Raw genomic sequence first — 19,691 nt, 5'->3', positions numbered from 1 at the left:
CGCGTTGACGGAGCGGTCGGTGGGGGAGTGCCGGGTCAAAGATGATCTGCTTGGGGCGCGGCGGCCAGGTCGGTGAGGAGGTCGGAGAGGACGAGTTCCTCTTCGACTCGGACGGCGCGTTGTGCCATGGCCTGGGACAGGTCTGGAGCCCAGGGCGTTGGGTGTGGGCGGCCGGTCAGGGGGGCGGAGGCGGGGACCGCCTGGTAGGAGGGGGTGTCGAAGCGCCATGGCTGGAAGCCGATTCGTTCGTGGACGGCGGTGGCGATGGCAACTCCGCCCCAGTCGAAGTCTCCGTGGTAGGCGAAGGTGGCGCCGCTGGAGGCGAGGAGGTCGAGTAGGTGCCAGACGGCCGCTGATGGTCTGCCGCTCGCGCATACCAGGGGCGGGCAGGAGGGGCCGAGTTCGTCGGCGGCGGCGGCGATCACTACGGGGTTCTCGCAGATGCGGACCAGGCCGGCGGTGAGGGGGGTCTCGTGGCGGCGGAGTTGGCGGAGGGTCAGTACGCAGGGCTCGCCCGCCTCGGTGGCCGCGTTGAGGATCCGGCCGGTGGGGGTGCGGTCGTCGCCGGTCAGGCCGAGGCAGAGGACGAGGGAGGACAGGTCGTCGAGGTGGACGCCGACCGCGGCCCAGGCGGCGCGGCGGGCGTCCGCTCTGCCGCCGTCCGTGTACGGCAGGCCGGCGAGTGCGCGTGCCGCCGACAGGGCCAGTGTCGCCAGTGGGCGGCCCTCGTCCAGTGCGTGGGCGTCGCCGCAGGTTTCTGCGGCCAGGCGGCCGAGGGGCAGGCCAGGTGCGGGTAGCCGGGCCAGGATCGAGGTGAGGTGGTCGAGCAGCGGGCGCGCCTCGTCGGCGGTCGGAGCGAGCCTGCGGACCAGTCCGGTGGTTTCCAGCCAGGAGCGCCAGCCGGAGAGTTCCGGGCGATCGGCGATCAGGGTGTCGAGCCGGCCGAACGCCCGTAGCCAGGCGGCAGCCAGGGCCGCGTTCTCGGCGGCCAGATCGCGGACGGGGCCGCCCAGGCGTACCACGGCCTCGTGCAGGCCTTCGGGTGCGACGCCGCTGGCCCGCAGCATCTGGTCCACCTCGTCCAAGGAGACCGACAGTGAGGTGCCGGTGCCGGCGCGGCGGCCGAGGAGGAGTTCGATCGCCCGTCGCTGCCCCGGCGACGCGCTGGTGAGGGTGATCGTGCCGGTCAGCGGTCTGCCCTGGGCCAGGCGGCGGCGTGCCCGGTCCACCAGCCAGGCGGTCTCCTCCCCACCCAGGAGTCGGCGTAGCCGCTGGTATTCGTCGCTCATGTGAACAGGTCGTCCTGCCGTACGGCGACACTGGGGGCGGCCACGGGCAGGGAGGCGACGGGACGTTCGGTGCGGCGGCGTTCGCGGCCGTCCCAGCGCCATGGGGTGACCAGGACGGCGTCGATGCCGTCGCGGCGGCTGAGCTGGCAGATCGCCAGGCCGGGGACCTGCGGGTAGCAGCCCCACTCGCGTTCGCTGGTCATCACCACGTCCATGTCGAAGGTGGCCAGCAGGCCCAGGCACTTGGCCCGCGAGTCGTCGTCGACCCCGGCGAACGCCTCGTCCAGGGCGACCAGGCGGGGAGCGTGCGGGTTGCCCGCCGACTTGTAGTGCGCGGAGGCGGCGGCGAACAGCGGCACCGAGGCCGCCAGCACCCGCTCGCCGCCGGAGGCGGGGCCGGTCGCGGCCCGCCACTGACCGTCCTGCAGCCGCTGGATCGCGAACTCGTGCCAGCCGCGGTAGTCCAGCGCCCTGGTCAGCGCCTCGGTCCAGCCCGCGGCCGGGTTGTCGGCGTGCTCGCGGGCGATCCGGTCCTGCAGGAACGCGCCGACGAGGGAACGGTCGGCGACCGACCAGGCGTCCACCGTCTGCCGGAGCTTGTCGCGGACCCGGTCCAGACCTTCGGGGGCGTTCCTGGCGGTCTTCCAGATCAGGCGCAGGCGCATGCCGGTGGAGGTGGGGCGGGACTCCAGCTCGGCGTTCATCTCCCTGACCTCGAACTCGGCCGCGGCGATCAGCTCGTGCAGCGTACCCGCCACCTCGTTGAGCAGATGGTTCTCCAGGATCTCGCGTTCCTTCGCCGACAGGAGCCTGGCCCGGTGCTCGGTCTCCTCCGTCAGCGCCTCGGCCAGCTCGGGAACGTCCCTGGTACGCCCCTGGAACAGCACGTCCACGATCATGATGCCCTCGCGCAGGGTGAGCCCGACGGAGTGCCCGTGCCTGGCCAGGGCGTCCGACAGCAGCTTGTGCTCCTCGGCCACCTTCTTCTGCACCCGATCCCACGGGCCGTCGCCGTCGTCCACGCCGTCGAGCTCGGCGTTGACCGTCCTGGCCAGGAGCACGGTCGGGGTGGCCGCCCACTCGCCCGCCGGGTCGGGCACCGCCAGGGCGGGCAGGGCCACGCGCAGCAGGCCGGTGGCGGCGAACGCCTGGAACTCCCGTACCGCGGCGTCGCGCGCCGCGGCCGCCTCCCCGATCTGGCCGCGCAGGGTGTCACGCGCGCCCTCGGCCTTGCCGCGTTCCTGCAGGGCGCCCTGCTCTCTGCGCCGGGCCGCGTTCTCCGCGGTCAGGCGCTCCTCCAGGTCCCGTTTCACCAGTTCGAGCTGCCGGAACAGTTCCTCGACGGCCGCGCCGGCGGTCTCGGCCAGCGCGCGGTAGGTCTCGGCGGCGGCGTCCGCCCGCTCGCGCGCCGCGGCCGCCAGCTCCGCCGCCTCGTGCAGCTGCCGCCTGGTCCGGTCGAGTTCCTCTGCGGCCTCCTCGGCCGCCTCCAGCGCGGTACGCCGGGCCTGCTCGACGGGCCAGAACCTGGCCAGGGCCAGCCGGTAGTCGGCCACCCCGGCCTTGACCGCCGCCAGGCCCGGAGGGTCGGCGGGCAGACCGACGTCCCCGGCGAACTCGGCCGCCCGGAGTTCGGCGGCGTCCAGCTCGTGGTGGCGGGCCAGCGTGACCCGGGTCGCGGCGGCGTGCTTGGCCTCCAGTTCGCTCCGCCGTTCGTGTTCGGCGGCGAGCTTGACCTGCGCCTCGCGCAGCGGCGCGTCCGCGGGCAGCGCCCGGTGTTCGGCGGCGAGCCGGTCCCGCCGTGCGGCCAGCGTGTCCAGGTCGGCGTCCAGCTGTTCGATCCGGCGGCGTACCTGGTCGAGTTCGCCGCGGAGCACGGCCAGCCTGGCGCGCCGCGCGGCCTCCCGCGCCCCTTCGCCGATGTGGTGGGCGTCCTGCTTGTGCCAGGATCCGGCCAGTACGCCGTTGGCCCACCGGCCGTCCACCGCCACCCACGTCCCGCCGGGGCGGCCGGGGCCCAGCCCGATGGCCTGGAGCACGGCTCGTACGGCGTCGTCGGGCAGGGCCGCGGCCTGCGGGTCGGCCCGGTCGACGGCCGGGCGCAGGACGACCGCGCACGACGGCCCGGTCAGGGGCTCGCCGGCCACGATGACGGTGTCGTCCGCGGCGAGCAGGGTTCCCGCCGGCGTCACCCAGGCGTCGAGGATGCCCGCGGCCTCCAGTGCGGCCTCCAGCCCGGCCCGATGCGCGGGCGGCACGGCCTCGGCGAAGTCCACGACCTTCCACAGGGGCGCGCCGGGGCGGCCGAGCCGGGTCTCGGGGGCACGGGTGCGCGGGGCCGGCGGAGCGTCGTGGCCACCGGTTTCCAGCCTGGCGATCTCCTCGGCCAGCGTCGCGGCCAGCTGCCTGGCCCCGCGCAGCTCGGCGTCGAGTTCGGCGCCGAGGCGGCCGAGCGCGTCGGTGGCGGCTCTGGCCGCGTCGTCGACGGCGGACGCGGCCGGGTTGGGGCCGTCGGCGGCCACGGCCCAGCCTTCCAGCGCCGCCAGCGCCTCGTCAGGGTCCTCCAGCCGCAGCTCGGTCAGGCCGGCCAGGTAGATGGCGTAGGCATCGACCAGGCCGGTGGTCGCCGTGGCCGTCGCCTCCTCGGCGGCGGCGACCCGCTCGGCGGCGGCCTGCAGTTCGCCGGTCAGCCGGTCCACCTCCGCGCGGGCCGCGGCCAGCCGGGACCTGGCCTGCGCCACGGTGTCGATCAGCCGTTCCAGCTCGCCGATCGCCTGGTCCTGGCGGGCCGCCAGCGTCTCGGCGTCCCGCCGCGCCCTGGCCAGTTCGGGCGGCGGCACGATGGCGTGCCAGTCGAGGATGGCGAGGTGGGCGGGCTCGAACGCCGCCGCGCGGGCGGCCGTGCGGGTCAGCTCCCTGGCCTGGTCCAGGTCGCGGCCCGCCTCCTGCGCCCGGTCCAGGGCCGTACGGGTCCGCTGCTCGCGGCGGTGGGTCTCGGCGGTGAGGCGGTCACGCTCCCCCTCGCAGCGTTTGGCGTGGTCGGACTGCCGCCTGGCCTCCTCACCGGTCTGGTTGAGCCGTTCCGCGTCGCGCATCTCGGGGCTCTGCCGCAGTGCCTCCCTGCGGGCCTCCAGCAGGGTGCGCCGCGTCGCCAGTTCCTCCAGCGAGGTCTGGGCCGCCGCCAGCTCCGCCTCGGCCGCCGCGTGCGCCGCTTCTGCCTCGCCCAGGTCACGCCCCAGATGCTCGTACCGGCTCTGGGCCAGGCGCGGGACGGCGGCCTTGCGTCTGGCGGCGATTCCGGCGTACCTGCGGTAGTGGACCAGGAAGTCGGAGGCGGCCCGGCGCGCCTCCTCCAGCCCGCGCAGCGCGTCGCGCTCCTCGTCCAGACCACGGAACGCCTCGGCGACCGTGGCGATCAGGGCGGGGCTGAGCGGCGGCAGCGCCTCGGTGAGCGCCCTGGACAGCAGCTTCTCGTCCGGCTTCTTGGACAGCTGCGGCTGCCTGAGCTGGATGAGCAGGTTCACCAGCGCCTCGTAGCGGTGCGCGCCGAGACCGAAGAGGGCCTCGTCCACCGCCCGGCGATAGTCGGCGGCCCGGTCGTAGACCATGCCATGGCCCTCGACGGCCTCGCGCAGCTTCTCCCGGGTGAGCACCACCCCGGCGGGGGAGAGCAGGTGGAGTTCGGCGCCGACGCGCTGGGGGGTGAGGAAGAACCAGTGCCGGACGATGCCGCGGTCCCTGACCGCCTTCAGCCCGCAGCCGATCGTGCGGAACTCCTCGCCGCCGTCGGCGGTGCGCCGCCCGAACTCCAGCCACGCGTAGCCCAGCCGCTCGGGATGCGGATGCTTGCCGCCGAGCAGCAGGTTCCACTCCATCCGCTTCTGCCGGTCGCCGTCCGGCTCGACCCGGTGCGGCGCGAGTTCGCCGTCCAGCAGGAACGGCAGCGTCAGGGCCAGCACCTTGGACTTGCCCGTGCCGTTGTTGCCGCGCAGCAGCAGGCGCCCGTCGTGGAAATGGAACTCCTCCACGTCGTAGTAGAAGATGTCGACGAGCCCGGCGCGCAGCGGCTTCCAGCGTTCGGAGGTCGGGGAGGGCGGCATCACTGTCCTTTGATTACGGGTTCGTTCAAGGCGTAGCGGGCGATGGCGGGCAGTCCCGCGACCGAGTTCGCCGTCTGGCGTGCCAGTCGCAGTGCCGTCAGCTTGGCCAGCGCGGTGGCCAGCAGGCCGTCCTCCGCGCCCGGTTCCGTCACGCCCTTGCGCCAGAAGGAGGCGTGATCGCGGGCGGCCTGCCGGACGTAGGCGCGCAGCTCGTCCATGCTCACCTCGCCGCGGGTGGCCAGATGCTCGGCGACCAGCAGCGTCACGTGCCCGTCCGTCCGCTGCTCGGGCATGCGGACATCGGTCAGCTCGTCCTCGGGATCCACCATCGCGATGCCCTCGGCGCGGATCTCGGCGACCAGCCCGGTCGCCTCCTCGATGCGCCGGGTGATGACGTGCCGCTGGGAGGTCAGGTAGGCGCGCTCGGCCTCGTCGAGGTCGGCGAAGTAGAGCACCGGGTCCTCCAGCAGCCTGCGGGTCAGCCTGCGGCGCAGCGCCTGGTTGCGCAGGTCGTCGGTGTCGGGGACCGGTTCGGCGGTCAGCTCGGTCAGCCGCGCCTCGAAGGAGCCGGCCGCGATGGTGGAAGGGCCGCGCGTGCCGGTGAGCAGCGCGGCCAGGACCGGCCTGCGCACGTCGTACAGGACGTCGCCGGTGGCGGTCAGGTAGGCGTCCTCGTCACCCGCGACCCGGCGCAGCACGCCGAGGCCGAGCAGCGTCCGCACCACGGTGACCAGGTCGGTCCGTTCGGCGCGGCTGTCGAGGGTGAAGTCGAAGTCCAGTTCGGGTTCGGCGGCGGCCGACAGCACCTCCTCGGCGAGCCTGCCCAGTGTGGTCTGCGCGTCGGCCCGTTCCAGCACGGCCAGGGCCAGGCAGAGCAGCACGTAGCGGCGGCGGCCGTACGGCTCTCCCGTCCTGCCTCTGGCGGGATGGGTGGCGTCGGTCGTGTCCGCGACGGTCTTGAACAGCCGGGCCGTGGCCGAATCCACCGTCAGCCGCCAGCCGGTCTCCCGGGTGAGCCAGCCGCGCAGCTCGGTCAGGTGCCGGCGGACCAGCATCAGCGTCTCGGCGTCGTCCTCCGCGGTCAGCAGCGGCTTGGCCAGCAGGGCGCGCAGCGCGGCCCGCCGCTGGGCCGCCTCCTCCTCCGGGGTCATCCGGCCACCAGGTCGGTGATCTCGATCACGTGCTCGGGGCCGGTGAGCACTCCGTCCTCGGTGTGGATCTCCACCGCGCCTCCGCCGGGGACGAGCGTCAGCCGTACCTCCATCGAGCCGTCGCCGGTCACCGTCTTCACCTCCGTGTCGCCCGGCCGCCGGGCGGCCAGCGCGTCGCCCAGCAGGGCGAGGAACAGCCGGAACGCCCGCGGCTCCAGCAGGCCGAGCTCGGAGAGCAGGACCGGCCCGCCGGTCCGCAGCCGGGCGCGGGCCGCGGCCGTCTCGGCCGCCTCCCGTTCGGCCTGCTCCAGCAGCAGCCTGCGCGCCGCCGTGCGGTCGGTCACCTTGTTCGGCTTGCCCCGGCGTTCGTACGATCCGGTACGGCGAAGCTGCGGCGAGATCCGGATCGGCGGCGCCTGCCGCCAGGAGGTCGCGGCCCCCACCTCCCGCCATTCGTCCAGGGTCGCGGCCGTGACGGTCAGGTGCCTGGCCGGGGTCAGACCGAACGCCGCCCGCCACAGCCGGTGCGCCGCCGCCTCGTTCGGCGCCTCCGCGAACCAGCGGGCCAGGGTGCGGAAGTCCGCGGAGCGGTCGGAGCGGCCCGAGCGGCGCTCGTTGAGCAGCCCCACGGCGTCGATGAGCTGTTTGATCGCCGAGATCGCCGCCTGGCGCAGCAGCCGCGCCTGCGACGGGCGGCCCACATCGATGGAGACGAACCAGTCGCGCAGCCCGCGCCAACGGTTCACCCAGGACGAGAACGCCGCCTCCTCGGCCTTGGCGTAGGCGTCCGCGGCGTCCGCCCCGTCGGGAACCGCGTCCGCGGCCTCGCGCCGCGCGGCCAGCCGCAGCAGCTTCTCGTAATCCGACTCCTCCAGCTCGGCCAGCAACGCGGCGATCCGCGAGCCGGAATTGGCGAGGTCGGCGATGAAACGGTTGATGTACTCGATCAACCGCTCCTTGTAGGCGATGAAGCCGGCCACGTCGCCGTCGGAGAAGTCGATGGCGCGGCGCAGCGAGGCCATGAAGGCCTGCGCGTTGTCGGCCAGCGACGAGAACCGCTCGGCCAGGGACAGCAGGAGCAGGTGGACCCGGGCAGGGTCGGGATCCTCGTCGCGGGCCAGCACGGCCAGCGACTGGACCTGCTCGGCGATGTCCCCCAGCGCCACCGACTGCAGGACGCCGCGCCGCCCGATGGCCTCCTCGTAGAACGCGATGGCCTGCTCGGCCGCCTGACCGGCGGGGGTGAGCTGGAACAGGTACCGCTTGCGGTGAAAGTCCTCCACCGAGGTGACCCGGCCGGTGTCGGCGTCGGCCTGCAGATTCCCCCAGTCCCGCAGCTTCTCCAGGGCCTGGGCGAGCGGATCGTCGTTGTCCCGCCGGAGCTCCGCGGCCACCTCCTCCGGCCGCAGATGCACGATGAAGCGTTCCTTCGCCCGCGCGAACACACGCAGGATCTCCCGGTACAGGACGGCATTGGGAGCGCTCAGGTGAGCGAACGGCTGATGCTCCTGAGACGGGACGGTCATACCGCCATTCTCCTCGACCTGCGGAGAGACCGTGGCACGTTGTTCACGAGTGGTCCGGTAGACGCTGCCAGAACGTGTCCGGGTCTTCTTCGCGGGCTGCGGTGTCGAGGTGTTCCTGGATGAGGCGGTGCGGGTAGGTGAAGCCGCTGCCGGTGCGGTAGAGGAGGATACGGTGTTCGGCGTCCTCCAGGAAACGCTGGTAGCGGAGGGGGATGTAGCCCAGGGCGGTGAGGACCAGGCGCACGGTCCAGTACTGGATCAGGGCCAGGCCGCCGTAGCGGAAGGCGCGGGCCAGGCCGTACAGGCCGGCGAAGAGGGCGGCCAGGAGCCAGGCGGGGGTGGTGTCGAGATGGCCGGTCGACAGGGTGACCAGCAGGAGTAACGCGAGGGCGACGATCAGGGCGTTCAGGGCGCCGTGCGCCAGGGCGTAGCGGGCCGATCGGCGGATGCCCTCGTTGGGGCGGGTCCGGTCGTCGTCCAGGGAGGGCTCGAAGTTGTTGCCGAGCAGGTAGATCACCACGAGCAGGACGGTCGCCGTGTAGGGCAGCCAGACGGGCTCGGGGAAGTACAGATGGAAGGCGTAGCCGAACAGCAGGGCTTTGACCACGTTGAGCAACGTCGCCACGGTGCCCCGGACGAGGGCCTGGTTGCGCGGGGAGTAGAGGAGGAACTCGGTCGGCCGCCAGGTCCAGCGCATCCGTTCCACCGGTTTGAACACCGGCCGGAACCCGCCTTCCATCGTGGTGATGTACCCCCAGGCCGCGATGAGCAGGGCCAGGATGACGCCCTGCGAACCCCAGTCGATCCTCTGGAGCGCGGCGCCGCCGATGAGTATGGCGGGGATGTTGAGGACGACGGCCTTGCCCGGCGACTCCTGCCGGCTGTCGGCCAGTCGCTCGCTGATCACGATCTGGCAGCAGGTGACCAGGACGGTGATTCCGGCGAGCAGCGCCACGTCCGGGAGGCGCGCCTGGATCGCGCCCGTGTGGATCGCCACCGCCATCCAGCCCACGGTCATGATCCAGAGCGTGATCGTCGCCGCGCCGCCGGTGGCCGCGCGGGGCACTTTGCGCGCGGCCGGGGAAAGCCAGTCAAGGTCCAGGCGGTCGAGGTAGAGCACCTGCTCGCCGCGGGTGGTGAGCGTTTGGGCCAGCCAGGTCAGGCGGCAGAGGGCGGCGTACGGATTGGGGTGGCCCTGGAGCCGCTGGGCGAGGTAGGCGTCGAAGAGCCGTTTGCGGCGTTCGGCGGGGGAGCCGGGGCGGCGCAGGTCGTCGGCCGGGCGGCCGGTGTAGGTCAGGCGGATGATGTCGAGCATCAGCGGCGACTGCAGCAGCGGCCACAGGCCGGTGTCGGCGTCCAGCGCTTCGCGTACCGGCGCCAGACCGTCCGGGTTAGCGATCAGGTACTCCTGGACGTCCTGCCTGCTCGGCCTGGCCAGCTCGACGCGGAGCGCGGTGTCCACGGTGAGGGCCAGCTGCACGTCACGGTTGCGGCAGCTCAGCACCAGGCCCGCGGCCTGCCGCCGGAACCGCCTGAGCTGCGCGGCGCACTCCCGGCGGTGCGCCGACGGCACGTGGTCGAGTCCGTCCAGGATCGGCAGCAGCAGGTCGTCGGCCAGCCAGGTGCGGACGAACTGCTCGGGGGTGTGGTCGTAGGCGCGGTGGACCTCGGCGACGAGCCAGTCCTCGAACGCCTCGCCCCGGTAGGTGGCCAGGTTGAGCAGCACGGGCAGCGGGCGCCCCGGGTGGCCCGGTTCGGCCTCCAGTTCCGCGATGGCCTCCTCGGCCAGGGCGTGGGCGAGCTTGGCGAGCTGGGCGGACTTGCCGAGGCCCGCGTCGGCGAGCAGGGTCAGCTCGTCGCCGCCCTGCTCGAAGAGGGCGCGGATATCGGTCACGGTGGTGTCTGTCCGGATTAGTTCCGGACGGCTCCCGCGCTTTTTCCCGCCGGGTTCCTCGTCCAGCAGGGTGAATCTGGGGATTAGGTAGTAATACGCCTGCGCCCTCGCCGCCTCTTTTCCGGCTTTGTCGCGGACCATTCGCAGCAGTTTGAGTCGCCGGCGGTGGCTCACATTCGCCCGGCGGCGCAGCCACCAGCGGCCGAGCAGCGCCGTCAGCGCGGCGGCGCAGGCTCCCGCCAGGTAGGAACCCGGCGCGGGCAGGGTGAGCGCCAGCATCACCAGCACGGCTTCGAGCGCGGCGGTGAAGGCGACCGCGCCGATCTTCGCCAGCCACCGGGACATCCGCCTGATCGGGGGTTTTGCCGGCGATCCCCAGTCTCCGACGGCGCGGTCGGGTACGGCGGCGTCCTGGTCCAGGCCCGGCAACGGGAGCAGCCCGCGCAGCCGCGTCTCCTCGCGGTGGCGGCGCTCGGTAGCGTCCCAGCGGGCCTTCCACTCGCCGGGCCGGCCGCCGAGCGCGCGCACGATCGCCCGGAAGACCTGCCAGCTGTAGCGCCGTTTGCCGGAGAAGACATAGGAGATCATTGCGCCGGCGTAGTTGGTGGCCTTGGCGAGTTCGTTGATGCCCGGACGGCCGGCCGGGGGGCGGGTGGCGTACAGCTCGTCGTACAGGCGGCAGGCGAGTTCGGCCCACGGGCGGAACTCCGGCTCCGCGGCCTCCGGGTCGGGGCGGGTCACGCCCTTGACGGTCTGGCCGCCCCGGCCGCGCTTCCTGGTCGTTTCCTCGTTGCTCGTCATTGGTACCCATTCACCCATTAACACCTGGTCAGACGCCCTGTTCGCGGTCGGCTCCGGGGGTCTAGAACGGAAGTCGCGGACTGGCCAGTCGCGTCGATTCCAAACCCGAACCCGTCGAAAGGGATGAAGCCGTGGACGCCTACGCTCTCCTCCTCCTGCCGCTGGCGGGCGCGCTGCTGCCGCGTGTCGTGGCCGTGATCGCGCTCGCCTTGGTCCTGCGTGGCAGCACGCCCAGCGAACGCCCGGCGTTGCTGGACGCCGTCGCCCGATGTCTGCGGAGCATGCCGCGCGGGTGGCCGTCCCGCGCCGGCGGCCGTGGAAAGGCCGCGCCAATCCGTGAGCGAGCGTAGCTCTCGCATTAAATGGATAAATCAGGACAGGTGTCGATGGCGTAACAATTGGCGGCCTGTGCTAATTGCGGGCCGCCAATTTGCGCGCTCATATGGGCGTTAATATGCCTTTGTGTGTGATGGGGGGCGCTGACTTGTTCGTCCATTTCACAAAGTGGGATATGTCGGTATATGGGGAAGTCTTTGCCTGGGGTGGAGGTCGGTCGGGAGGTTGGCGTCCCGGCCGGGGGCGACGGTGGTGCTCACGTGTCGGCTACCCTCATATACAGACTTCGCCCCGGCCGAAATGGGCATCAACCCCTATACCGGACACCGCAGTCAGAGGGCAGACTGGGCGATTGAGGATCGCCGACGCCCCGTCATCCGCGTCCCTCGTACTGACGACGCGGTGGGAGCCCTAACCGAGGGCGATCCCGCCGATCGGCATGGCCGCCTGGGTTCTCAGCCTGACCTGTGCATGTCCATGGCGTTCCGAGAGAACTGAGGAGGTACTTGTTTGAGCGTCTCGCCGACCCCTGCGACTACCCGTTCCCCGCTGGGACTGGCCGCCCTGATCGTGCCCGTCGCGGCCGTCCTGACCCTCATCTTGGTGTGGGGGCGTAGTCTGCCGGTCCCGGTCGAGATCGTGGTCGTCGTGCTGCTGGCCCTGTCCGTGCTGGCGGCGGTGCACCACGCCGAGGTGGTGGCGCACCGCGTCGGGGAACCGTACGGCTCACTCATCCTCGCCGTGGCGGTCACCGTCATCGAGGTCGGCCTCATCGTCTCCCTGATGCTCTCCGGCGGCCCCGGCGCCGCGACGCTGGCCAGGGACACCGTCTTCGCCGCCGTGATGATCACCTGTAACGGCATCGTCGGCCTGTCGCTCCTGATCACCGCCCTGCGCAGCGGCACCGCCCCGTTCAACGCCAAGGGCACCGCCACCGCGCTGGCCACCGTGATTACGCTGGCGACCCTCAGCCTGGTGCTGCCCACCTTCACCACGAGCAGCCCGGGCCCGATATTCTCCGGTCCGCAACTGACCTTCGCCGCCGTGATCTCGCTGGCCCTGTACGTGCTGTTCCTGTTCGTCCAGAACGTCCGCCACCGCGACTACTTCCTGCCCGCCCAGAACTTCGTCGTACGACAGCCCAGCGCCGTCCTCGAGGCGCAACCTACCGGCCCCGCCTCTCCGCCGGCGGGCAAGGCCGAGAATGTGATCGCCGTCGCGCGGCCCGAAGAAACCGAGGACGCCGACACCGAGGAACACGCGGAGACCCCGTCCACAGGCACGGCCCTGGCCAGCCTCGGGCTGCTGCTGGCCGCGCTCGTCGCGGTCGTCGGCCTGGCCAAGGTGGAGTCCAAGACCATCGAGGCGGCCGTCTCCGGCGCCAAGCTGCCGCAGGCGGTCGTGGGCGTGGTCATCGCCATGCTGGTGCTGCTGCCGGAAACCCTCGCCGCCGCCCGCAACGCGCACCGCAACCGCACCCAGATCAGCCTCAACCTCGCCCTCGGCTCCGCCATGGCCAGCATCGGCCTGACCATTCCCACCATCGCGGTGCTGTCGATCTGGCTGGAGGGCCCGCTCGTGCTCGGGCTCGGCGCGACCCACATCGTCCTGCTCGGCCTCACCGCGGTCGTCGGCACCCTCACCGTGCTGCCCGGCCGCGCCACCCTCCTCCAGGCCGGCGTCCACCTGGCCCTGTGCGGCAGCTACCTCTTCCTCGCCGCCGTCCCGTGAACGGGATCGAGCGGCAACGGCTCCTCCTCTTCGACCAGGAAGCCGCCGGACTGGTGGTGCCAGAGCCGGGAGTACGGCCCCTGGGCCTGGAGGAGTTCGCCGTGAGTGCCCTGTTCCACGACATGGCCCTGGTCGAGGACGACCAGCCGGTCCATGCGGACGACGGTGCTCAGCCGGTGCGCGACCACCAGGGCGGTACGGTCGCGCATCAGACGCCATAACGCCTCCTGGACGAGGATCTCGCTCTCGGAGTCCAGCGCGCTGGTGGCCTCGTCCAGCAGCAGGATCGGCGCGTCGCGCAGGATGGCGCGGGCGAGCGCGACGCGCTGGCGCTGGCCGCCGGAGAGCTTGACGCCGCGTTCGCCGACCAGCGTGTCGAAACCGGCGGGCAGGGCTTCGGCGAACTCGGTGACGTGCGCCGCCTGCGCGGCCTGGCGGATCTCGGCCTCGGTGGCGCCCGGGCGGGCGAAGGCGATGTTGTCGCGCAGCGTCCGGTGGAACATGGCGGGTTCCTGGGGCACGTAGGCGATCAGGCTGCGCAGGTCGGCCTGCCGGAGCCGGGCGATGTCCTGGCCGCCGACCAGGATCCGGCCGCCGTCGATGTCCATGAGGCGCAGCAGCAGCCGGGTCAGCGTGGTCTTGCCGCCGCCCGACCGGCCGACCAGGCCGATCTTGGTACCGGCCGGGATGTCCAGGTCCAGGCGGTCGAACAGGAGCGGATTGCCGGCGTGCGCGAACCGCACCCCTTCGAAGCGGACACCGGCGTCGGCGGGGCGCAGCGGCTGCGGGTTGTCCGGGTCGACCACGGCAGGCGGGGTGAGGAGCAGTTCGGTGAACTGGGCGGCCTCGGTCAGCACGCTCTCCATGCGGCGGTAGATCTGGTTGAACTCGAACATGAGGCTGATCGAGTTCGTGTAGTAGGTGAACGTCACCACGATCGCCTCCACGCCCAGGCCGCCCCGCAGGGCGACGGCCAGGAGCAGGCCGACGGTGCTGGTGAGGACCGACAGCGGCGCGACGACGGTGTCCACCCGGAGGTTGCCGTAGTCCCAGGAACGCAGCGACAGCCGGCGCTGCTCGGCGAGCCGGTCCCGGTGCTCCACGGACTCGCGGTCCTCGGCGGCGAACGCGCGGACCGTCTCCATGTTGGACAGCACGTCGGCGACGTGCCCGGACACCCGGATCTTGGCGGCCTCCCGCCGGTCCACCAGCACCTGGCGGCGGCGGATGAGCGGGGCCACCAGGAACCCGGTGACGAGGATGAGGCCCACCAGCACGAAGACCAGCAGCGGGTGGTAGCGCCACAGCACCACCGAGGCGAACGCCAGCGGCACCACCTTGGCGACGATCGAGAACGCGAAGGTGTCGACGAACGCCTCGAACCCGCTGGAGAAGTTCAGCACCCGTTTGGTCAGCGAACCGGCGAAGTTGTCGTGGAAGAACGCGGCGTCCTTGGCCATCAGCTCGTCCATGCCCACCTGGCCGAGCCGCTCGATGCCCCGGGCGTCCGTGCGGTTCAGGAAGTGCAGTCCCAGCCGCCACAGCGCCTCGCCGAGGAGCAGCATCGCGCCGAAGCCGAGCACGTACGGCAGGAGCGCGTCGAGGGTGCCCTCCCCACGACCGGCCAGATGCCCCACCAGCCCGCCCACCGCCAGCGGCGCCAGGTAGAACAGGCAGATGTTCCCCAACGCCGGCAGCAGCATCGCGGGCACCGAGACCCGCCGCAGCCTCCGCAGTTCCCGGACGTAGTACCGCAGCGCCAGCAGGACGGCCGACCTCCGGGCCGACGGTTCGCCGGGCGGCGAATCCGGGGAAGCCGGGGAATCAACTGAACCGAGCACAGCCATGTCCGCCCCCCTGAATACCGACCCCGCAGCCATGCTCCCGCAGCCGGTACGGATACAGCGAGTGATTTTTCGTTGCCTGTGGAGGGCTGGACAGACCATTACCACCAGTTAGACGGCAAACGGATAGGTTTCCGATGCTTCTCCCTTTTCCCACCCCGCGGTGCGTTCGAGGGGTTCGACGGCACGAGTCTCGTCGATGTGGATCACCGCGTCGAACTGCTCGGAGACGCGCGCCAGGAAGTAGTGGCTCCGCCGCTCGGTCCGCGGCCGGTAGACGACGCCGATCGCCCGCTCCAGCAGCACCTTTCGCAGGAGTTCCCTGGTCTGCGGCGCGGCGTCGAAGAAGAGCAGGAACTCCTTGCCGCCCGCCTCGTGGTGCAGTTCCTCGATCGACGGGGAAAGCGCGGGACGTACCAGCTTGCGTTCCGCGGGTCCGCCCCAGTCGTCGGCCGCCGTCACCGTGCCGGTGTAGGTGGTGAAACCGATGAGGCGGCAGTCGCCCGGGTGCCGCTCCCGGACCAGCCGGCCGACGGTGACCTCGCCCCGGGCCGTCGCCTCGGTCGCGGCGGCGTCGCCGACGTGGGAGTTGTGCGCCCACACGACGATCTTGGCGGGCTCGCCCCGCCGGTGGCTGAGATGCCTGGCCAGGGCGTCCAGGGTCGCCGCCAGGTGCTCGTCGCGCAGGTTCCAGGTCGAGGCGCGGCCGCCGAACATGGTGCGGTAGTACTCCTCCGCCGCCTTGACCACCAGCGCGTTCCGCTCGGCGTAGAACAACGCGTCCTCGGCCAGCAGGCCGTTCCGCCGGGCGTACTCCAGCCCGTGCCACTGCAGGTCGAAGAGCTGCTCGACGACCTTGCGCTCGCAGGTCTCGCCCGCGCCGAACGCGGCGGCGAACCCGTAGGCCTGGCCGTCGCCGTCCGCGCTGTGGTCGAAGCAGGCGTACCGTTCCCGCGCCCGCGCGGCCGCGGCCGGATCCACCCGTTCCAGGTAGGAGATCACCTCCTGGATGGACCGGTGGAGGCTGTACAGATCCAGCCCGTAGAAGCCCGCCTTGGCCGCCTCGTCGCCGCCGAGGTTGTCGTTGTGCGCGCGCAGCCAGCCGACGAAGTCCAGCATGACCTCGTTCCGCCACAGCCAGGCCGGGAACCGCGCGAAGCCGCGCAGCGCCTGCTCGGCGGTGACGTCGTCGCTACGACCGCGTACGTACCGGTTCACCCGGTAGGCGTCGGGCCAGTCCGCCTCCGCCGCCACGGCGCAGAAGCCCTTCTCCTGGATGAGTCGGCGGGTCATGCGCGCGCGTGCCGCGTAGAACTCGTGCGTACCGTGGGACGCCTCACCGATCAGGACGAAATGGGCATCCCCCACCAGCTCGAACAGCAGATCGTCGTTCGGCACACCGTCCTCGGTGGGCAGCGCCTCCGATCGCACGGCCGCGACGTCCGTGTGGATCCCCGCTCCGGTGGTGGGGACCCGCGCGATGGGCGCGGCGCGCAGGAGGTCGCGCACCTCCTCGTCGGTCGTCCGGGTGAAGTCCCAGTAGGAGTGCCCCACCGCCACGAACGGCGACGGCGTGGCGGCGCAGACCACCTCGTCGACCTCGGCCGCCAGCTCCGCGCAGGTGGACTCCGGCGCCGCAGGCACCGCGACGACGATCCGGCCGGGCCGGAGGGACCGGAGCGCGCGCACGGCGGCGTGCATGCTCGCGCCCGTCGCCAGGCCGTCGTCGACCACGATGACCGTCTTGCCGGCCAGGTCCGGCGGCGGACGCCCTTCCCGGTACATCCGCTCGCGCCGCAGCAGTTCCCGTCCCTCGCGCTGTGCCACCTGCTCGATGGTCTCCGGCGAGATGTCCAGCGCCCGGACCACGTCGTCGTTCACGACGATCGTCCCGCCGCGGGCGATCGCCCCCATGGCGAACTCCCCGCTCCCCGGAGCGCCGAGCTTGCGCACCAGGAACACGTCGAGCGGGGCGTCCAGGGCCCTGGCGATCTCGTACGCCACCGGCACCCCGCCCCGGGGCAGCGCCAGCACGACCAGATCGGGTTCACCGCGATACGACTCAAGCAGACCCGCGAGCACGCGCCCGGCGTCGGCCCGATCCTGGAACAAGCGGTTCACCATGGCCACCGCCTCCCTGGAGAACCAGGAACCCTACCCCGCTCCAGGGGCACCAACCCGGTGTTTAACAGCTCACATCCGACGTATGGCGTGGCCGTGGAAACTCCTGCCCTACCTGTCGAACCCAGCGTTGGTCAACTGCGCCCGTCCGAAAACTTTGCCATCCTTCGGGACGTTTTTGCAGGTCAACGGGGTTCTTTGACTCGGCAGGGGAAATTCGCTCATTCGGGAGGAGGTCTGATGGTGAAGTGGCAACGGTCATCGTTCCTGGGCCGCAGGACGATGATCACCGGCGCCTTCATGGCGTTGATGTGCCTGTTTCTCAGCACGCTCTTCCTGATGTACGCGGGCAGCAAGGAAGCCGACAACGCGCTGGCCAAGGAAATAGCCGCCTTTAGCCGGGTGGTGCCACTCATCCGGCAGGGACCGCTCCCTTCGGTGCTGCCGGACGAGGACGACGCGGCGATACAGGTCCTGGACGCCCAGGGCAAACCGGTCGCGGCGAGCGCCCAACTGGTCGGCAAACCTCCGATCGCCACCTTCCGCCCCGACGACGGGGCCACCCGCTCCGTCCGGGTGCTCTGCCCGCCGGCAGGGCTGACCGGGTGCCAGACCGTGGCCGCGTACAACATCTTCCAGCCGGACAGCATCTGGAGGCTCTACGTGGCCACCCCGACGGTCCCCTGGTACGGCAACTCCACGGCGGTGCTCCTGGCGATCGGCACCTCCCTGCTGGTGAGCGCCGTGGTCACCGGCTGGGCGTACCGGGACATCGCCAACGCGGTTGCCCCGGTGACCGCGATCCGGCGGGAACTCTCCGACATAACCGCCAGCCAGCTGGACCGGCGGGTCCCGGTGCCGGACAACCACACCTACGAAGAGATCAAGGTCCTGGCCGAGACGGTCAACGACACCCTGGACCGCCTGGAGGGCGCCTACGAGCAGCTCCGGCGGTTCACCTCCGACGCCTCCCACGACCTGCGCAGCCCCATCACCGCCATGCGGACGCAACTGGACGAGGCGCTCATGTTCCCCGAGGAGACCGACTGGCCGACCACGGCCACGGCGGTGCTCGCCGGAGTGGACCGGCTCCAGGCGATCGTGACCGACCTGCTGGCCCTGGCCCGGCTGGACGCGGGCGCCCCCCTCAGCCGCGAGCCGACCGACCTGGGCCGGCTGGCCGGCGCCGAACTGGACCAGCGCGCCTACCGGGCGATGATCGTCAGGCGCCTCCAGCCGGACGTGCGCGTCGACTGCGACCGGCTGCGCGTCACCCGGGTGCTGGTCAACCTGCTCGACAACGCCGAACGGCACACCACCTCCCAGATCACCGTCACCGTACGCGCCGAGGACGGGAGCGCCGTCCTGGAGGTCCTGGACGACGGCGCCGGGGTCGCCCCCGGGGACCGCAAGCGGGTCTTCGAACGCTTCACCCGTCTGGACGCGGCACGCGACCGGGACTCCGGGGGGACCGGGCTCGGGCTGGCCATCGCCCGGGAGATCGCCCAGGCGCACGGGGGCACCCTGCGCATCGAGGACAGCGACCGGGGGGCACGGTTCGTGCTGCGCCTTCCCTTGAGCAAGGGCGTCGCCGTGACACCCCAGCCCGCGCCCGAGCAGCCCCGGACCTGGACGATTCTCCTCGACCGGCAGGCGGGACATCCGAAGACCGACCGGGCGGCCACGGTCTTCACCCAGATCCGGCGTCTGGTCACCGGCGGGGTGTTCAGCAGGCATCGTTAGCGCTGGAGCGTGAGGTCGGCGAAAACGGCCCGGTGATCGGTTCCGGGAAGGACGTGGGTGCTGAAGGCGTGCACCCGCGTTCCCCCGCCGGCAAGGACGTGGTCCAGCGTCACCGAGGGGATCGGCACGCCGTGGAAACGCCAGGAGATGACCGGCCAGGTGGTGGCCAGGCCGTCCCCGGTGGCGTCGGCGGCGTCCCGGTAGCCGGTGGCCAGCAGGGCGCGCATCCGCGCGTGGTCGAGGGTCGCGTTGAAGTCGCCCATCAGCACCCGGGCGTCGCCGTCCGCCGGCGGCAGCGCGGCCAGGCCGTCGGCCCAGCATCGGTACTTGTCCGCGCGGGCGGGCGCGCACGGGTGCACGGAGACCACGTCCACGTTCCGGCCCGGAGCCTCGACCGTGGCCCTGAGCTGGGCGAACCCGCCGAAGTCGATGACCTCGCGCTGGTTGACCGGGAAACGGGAGTAGATTCCCGATCCCCCGACTCCGGGACGGGCCTCGCGGGCCTGGTGCGGCAGTAGTTCGTGCAGGCCCGCATCGCGCAGGGCTTCGGCCGCGGTGGGGGTGAGTTCCTGTAGGGCAAGTACGTCGGGCCGCAGGTCCCGTACCAGCCGGACCAGCGCCTCCCCGGGCACCGATCCGACGAGCAGGTTCGCCGACAGCACCCGCAGCCGGGGCCCCTGCGGGGGAGCGACCTCGCCCGGCAGCGCTCTGGGTCCCACCAGCGCCGCCATCACCAGGCAGACCAGCCCGGCGACTCCCGCCGCGTACCATCGGCGGGCGAGTGACGCGACCGCCACGGCGACCGGCGAGCAGAACGCCACCACCGGGGTGAACGCCACCAGCCGCACCCAGTGGAAACCCACATCCCCGGGAACCAGCCGGAGCGCCGCCCACACCGCGAACATTCCCGTGACCGTCCAGGCGGCCACCCCCGTCCAGCGGCGTTTCCTTGCAAGAACGGGCACGCTCCGCCAACCCCCCGAATCAGGCCTCAGATCCGATCAGATCGTAGTGATCCGCACCACCCGGGTCTTGGTCTTCCCGCACGGGCACCAGCTGGTGACCACCCGCCCGATACGCTCGATCTCCTGCCACTCGTGGCGGTGGAACACCCCCGCTCGCAGCCCCGTCGTTGCGTACATGTCGCTCACTGTTGCC

The 19,691-nt window shown here is 71.9% G+C and carries 12 protein-coding genes; 3 read left to right on the top strand and 9 right to left on the bottom strand.

The window, feature by feature from the left end; translation table 11 throughout:
* Positions 1 to 35 precede the first annotated feature (35 nt).
* Genes KIP79_RS34595 through KIP79_RS34575 form a run of 5 tightly spaced genes read right to left on the bottom strand, consistent with a single transcriptional unit; the run spans position 36 to position 10,758 of the window.
* The gene (locus KIP79_RS34595) at positions 36 to 1,289 is read right to left on the bottom strand and encodes a TIGR02679 family protein (RefSeq protein WP_214109183.1); all 1,254 of its coding nucleotides are present in this window, start codon (positions 1,287 to 1,289) and stop codon (positions 36 to 38) included.
* Positions 1,286 to 5,386 (bottom strand): TIGR02680 family protein, encoded by a 4,101-nt coding sequence (locus tag KIP79_RS34590; RefSeq protein WP_214109182.1) that lies wholly within the window; start codon positions 5,384 to 5,386, stop codon positions 1,286 to 1,288. Before KIP79_RS34590 ends, KIP79_RS34595 begins: the two co-directional genes overlap by 4 nt.
* Positions 5,386 to 6,537, bottom strand: a complete 1,152-nt coding sequence (locus tag KIP79_RS34585) for a TIGR02678 family protein (RefSeq protein ID WP_214109181.1) — start codon at positions 6,535 to 6,537, stop codon at positions 5,386 to 5,388. The genes KIP79_RS34590 and KIP79_RS34585 overlap by 1 nt, the downstream gene beginning before the upstream one ends.
* Positions 6,534 to 8,063, bottom strand: coding sequence for a TIGR02677 family protein (locus tag KIP79_RS34580; RefSeq protein WP_214109180.1), 1,530 nt, complete (start codon positions 8,061 to 8,063; stop codon positions 6,534 to 6,536). The genes KIP79_RS34585 and KIP79_RS34580 overlap by 4 nt, the downstream gene beginning before the upstream one ends.
* Before the next feature lie 43 nt (positions 8,064 to 8,106).
* A complete protein-coding gene (locus KIP79_RS34575; RefSeq protein ID WP_214109179.1) occupies positions 8,107 to 10,758 on the bottom strand; it encodes an NACHT domain-containing protein in 2,652 nt (883 codons plus the stop codon).
* 131 nt (positions 10,759 to 10,889) lie between these two features.
* Between KIP79_RS34575 and KIP79_RS34570 the strand changes: the two genes are divergently transcribed.
* Positions 10,890 to 11,108: a hypothetical protein gene (locus KIP79_RS34570; RefSeq protein ID WP_214109178.1), complete on the top strand. Its 219-nt coding sequence runs from the start codon at positions 10,890 to 10,892 to the stop codon at positions 11,106 to 11,108.
* 496 nt (positions 11,109 to 11,604) lie between these two features.
* Positions 11,605 to 12,825 (top strand): calcium:cation antiporter, encoded by a 1,221-nt coding sequence (locus KIP79_RS34565; protein ID WP_214109177.1) that lies wholly within the window; start codon positions 11,605 to 11,607, stop codon positions 12,823 to 12,825.
* Here the strand turns inward: KIP79_RS34565 and KIP79_RS34560 are convergent.
* A complete protein-coding gene (locus tag KIP79_RS34560; protein ID WP_214109176.1) occupies positions 12,798 to 14,672 on the bottom strand; it encodes an ABC transporter ATP-binding protein in 1,875 nt (624 codons plus the stop codon). The two genes, KIP79_RS34565 and KIP79_RS34560, sit on opposite strands and share 28 nt — an antisense overlap.
* Positions 14,673 to 14,780: 108 nt before the next feature.
* Positions 14,781 to 16,793 (bottom strand): erythromycin esterase family protein, encoded by a 2,013-nt coding sequence (locus KIP79_RS34555; RefSeq protein WP_214109175.1) that lies wholly within the window; start codon positions 16,791 to 16,793, stop codon positions 14,781 to 14,783.
* Between the two features lie 237 nt (positions 16,794 to 17,030).
* Here KIP79_RS34555 and KIP79_RS34550 point away from each other — a divergent pair, with 237 nt between their 5' ends.
* Positions 17,031 to 18,533 carry a sensor histidine kinase gene (locus KIP79_RS34550; protein ID WP_214109174.1) on the top strand — a complete coding sequence of 501 codons (1,503 nt, stop codon included), beginning with the start codon at positions 17,031 to 17,033 and terminating at the stop codon, positions 18,531 to 18,533.
* On the opposite strand, the gene KIP79_RS34545 is transcribed toward KIP79_RS34550, so the two are convergent.
* Together KIP79_RS34545 and KIP79_RS34540 are read right to left on the bottom strand one after the other, a co-directional pair.
* The gene (locus tag KIP79_RS34545) at positions 18,530 to 19,498 is read right to left on the bottom strand and encodes an endonuclease/exonuclease/phosphatase family protein (protein WP_214109173.1); all 969 of its coding nucleotides are present in this window, start codon (positions 19,496 to 19,498) and stop codon (positions 18,530 to 18,532) included. The two genes, KIP79_RS34550 and KIP79_RS34545, sit on opposite strands and share 4 nt — an antisense overlap.
* 36 nt (positions 19,499 to 19,534) lie before the next feature.
* Complete coding sequence (locus KIP79_RS34540; protein ID WP_214109172.1) at positions 19,535 to 19,675, bottom strand: hypothetical protein; 141 nt, start codon at positions 19,673 to 19,675, stop codon at positions 19,535 to 19,537.
* Between the last annotated feature and the right edge of the window lie 16 nt (positions 19,676 to 19,691).

This window comes from Acrocarpospora catenulata (assembly GCF_018476525.1).
GTDB lineage: Bacteria > Actinomycetota > Actinomycetes > Streptosporangiales > Streptosporangiaceae > Acrocarpospora > Acrocarpospora catenulata.
The sequence above is the reverse complement of the archived record's forward strand: the minus strand, read 5'-3'. Positions and strand labels throughout refer to the sequence as shown.

Excerpts from the sequence above, each read along its gene's own strand:
- KIP79_RS34585 (WP_214109181.1), bottom strand. The coding sequence starts at position 6,537 with ATGACCCCGGAGGAGGAGGCGGCCCAGCGGCGGGCCGCGCTGCGCGCC.
- KIP79_RS34575 (WP_214109179.1), bottom strand. The coding sequence starts at position 10,758 with ATGACGAGCAACGAGGAAACGACCAGGAAGCGCGGCCGGGGCGGCCAG.
- KIP79_RS34560 (WP_214109176.1), bottom strand. The coding sequence starts at position 14,672 with ATGGCTGTGCTCGGTTCAGTTGATTCCCCGGCTTCCCCGGATTCGCCG.
- KIP79_RS34550 (WP_214109174.1), top strand. The coding sequence starts at position 17,031 with ATGGTGAAGTGGCAACGGTCATCGTTCCTGGGCCGCAGGACGATGATC.
- KIP79_RS34590 (WP_214109182.1), bottom strand. The coding sequence starts at position 5,386 with ATGCCGCCCTCCCCGACCTCCGAACGCTGGAAGCCGCTGCGCGCCGGG.
- KIP79_RS34555 (WP_214109175.1), bottom strand. The coding sequence starts at position 16,793 with ATGGTGAACCGCTTGTTCCAGGATCGGGCCGACGCCGGGCGCGTGCTC.
- KIP79_RS34540 (WP_214109172.1), bottom strand. The coding sequence starts at position 19,675 with ATGTACGCAACGACGGGGCTGCGAGCGGGGGTGTTCCACCGCCACGAG.
- KIP79_RS34595 (WP_214109183.1), bottom strand. The coding sequence starts at position 1,289 with ATGAGCGACGAATACCAGCGGCTACGCCGACTCCTGGGTGGGGAGGAG.
- KIP79_RS34580 (WP_214109180.1), bottom strand. The coding sequence starts at position 8,063 with ATGACCGTCCCGTCTCAGGAGCATCAGCCGTTCGCTCACCTGAGCGCT.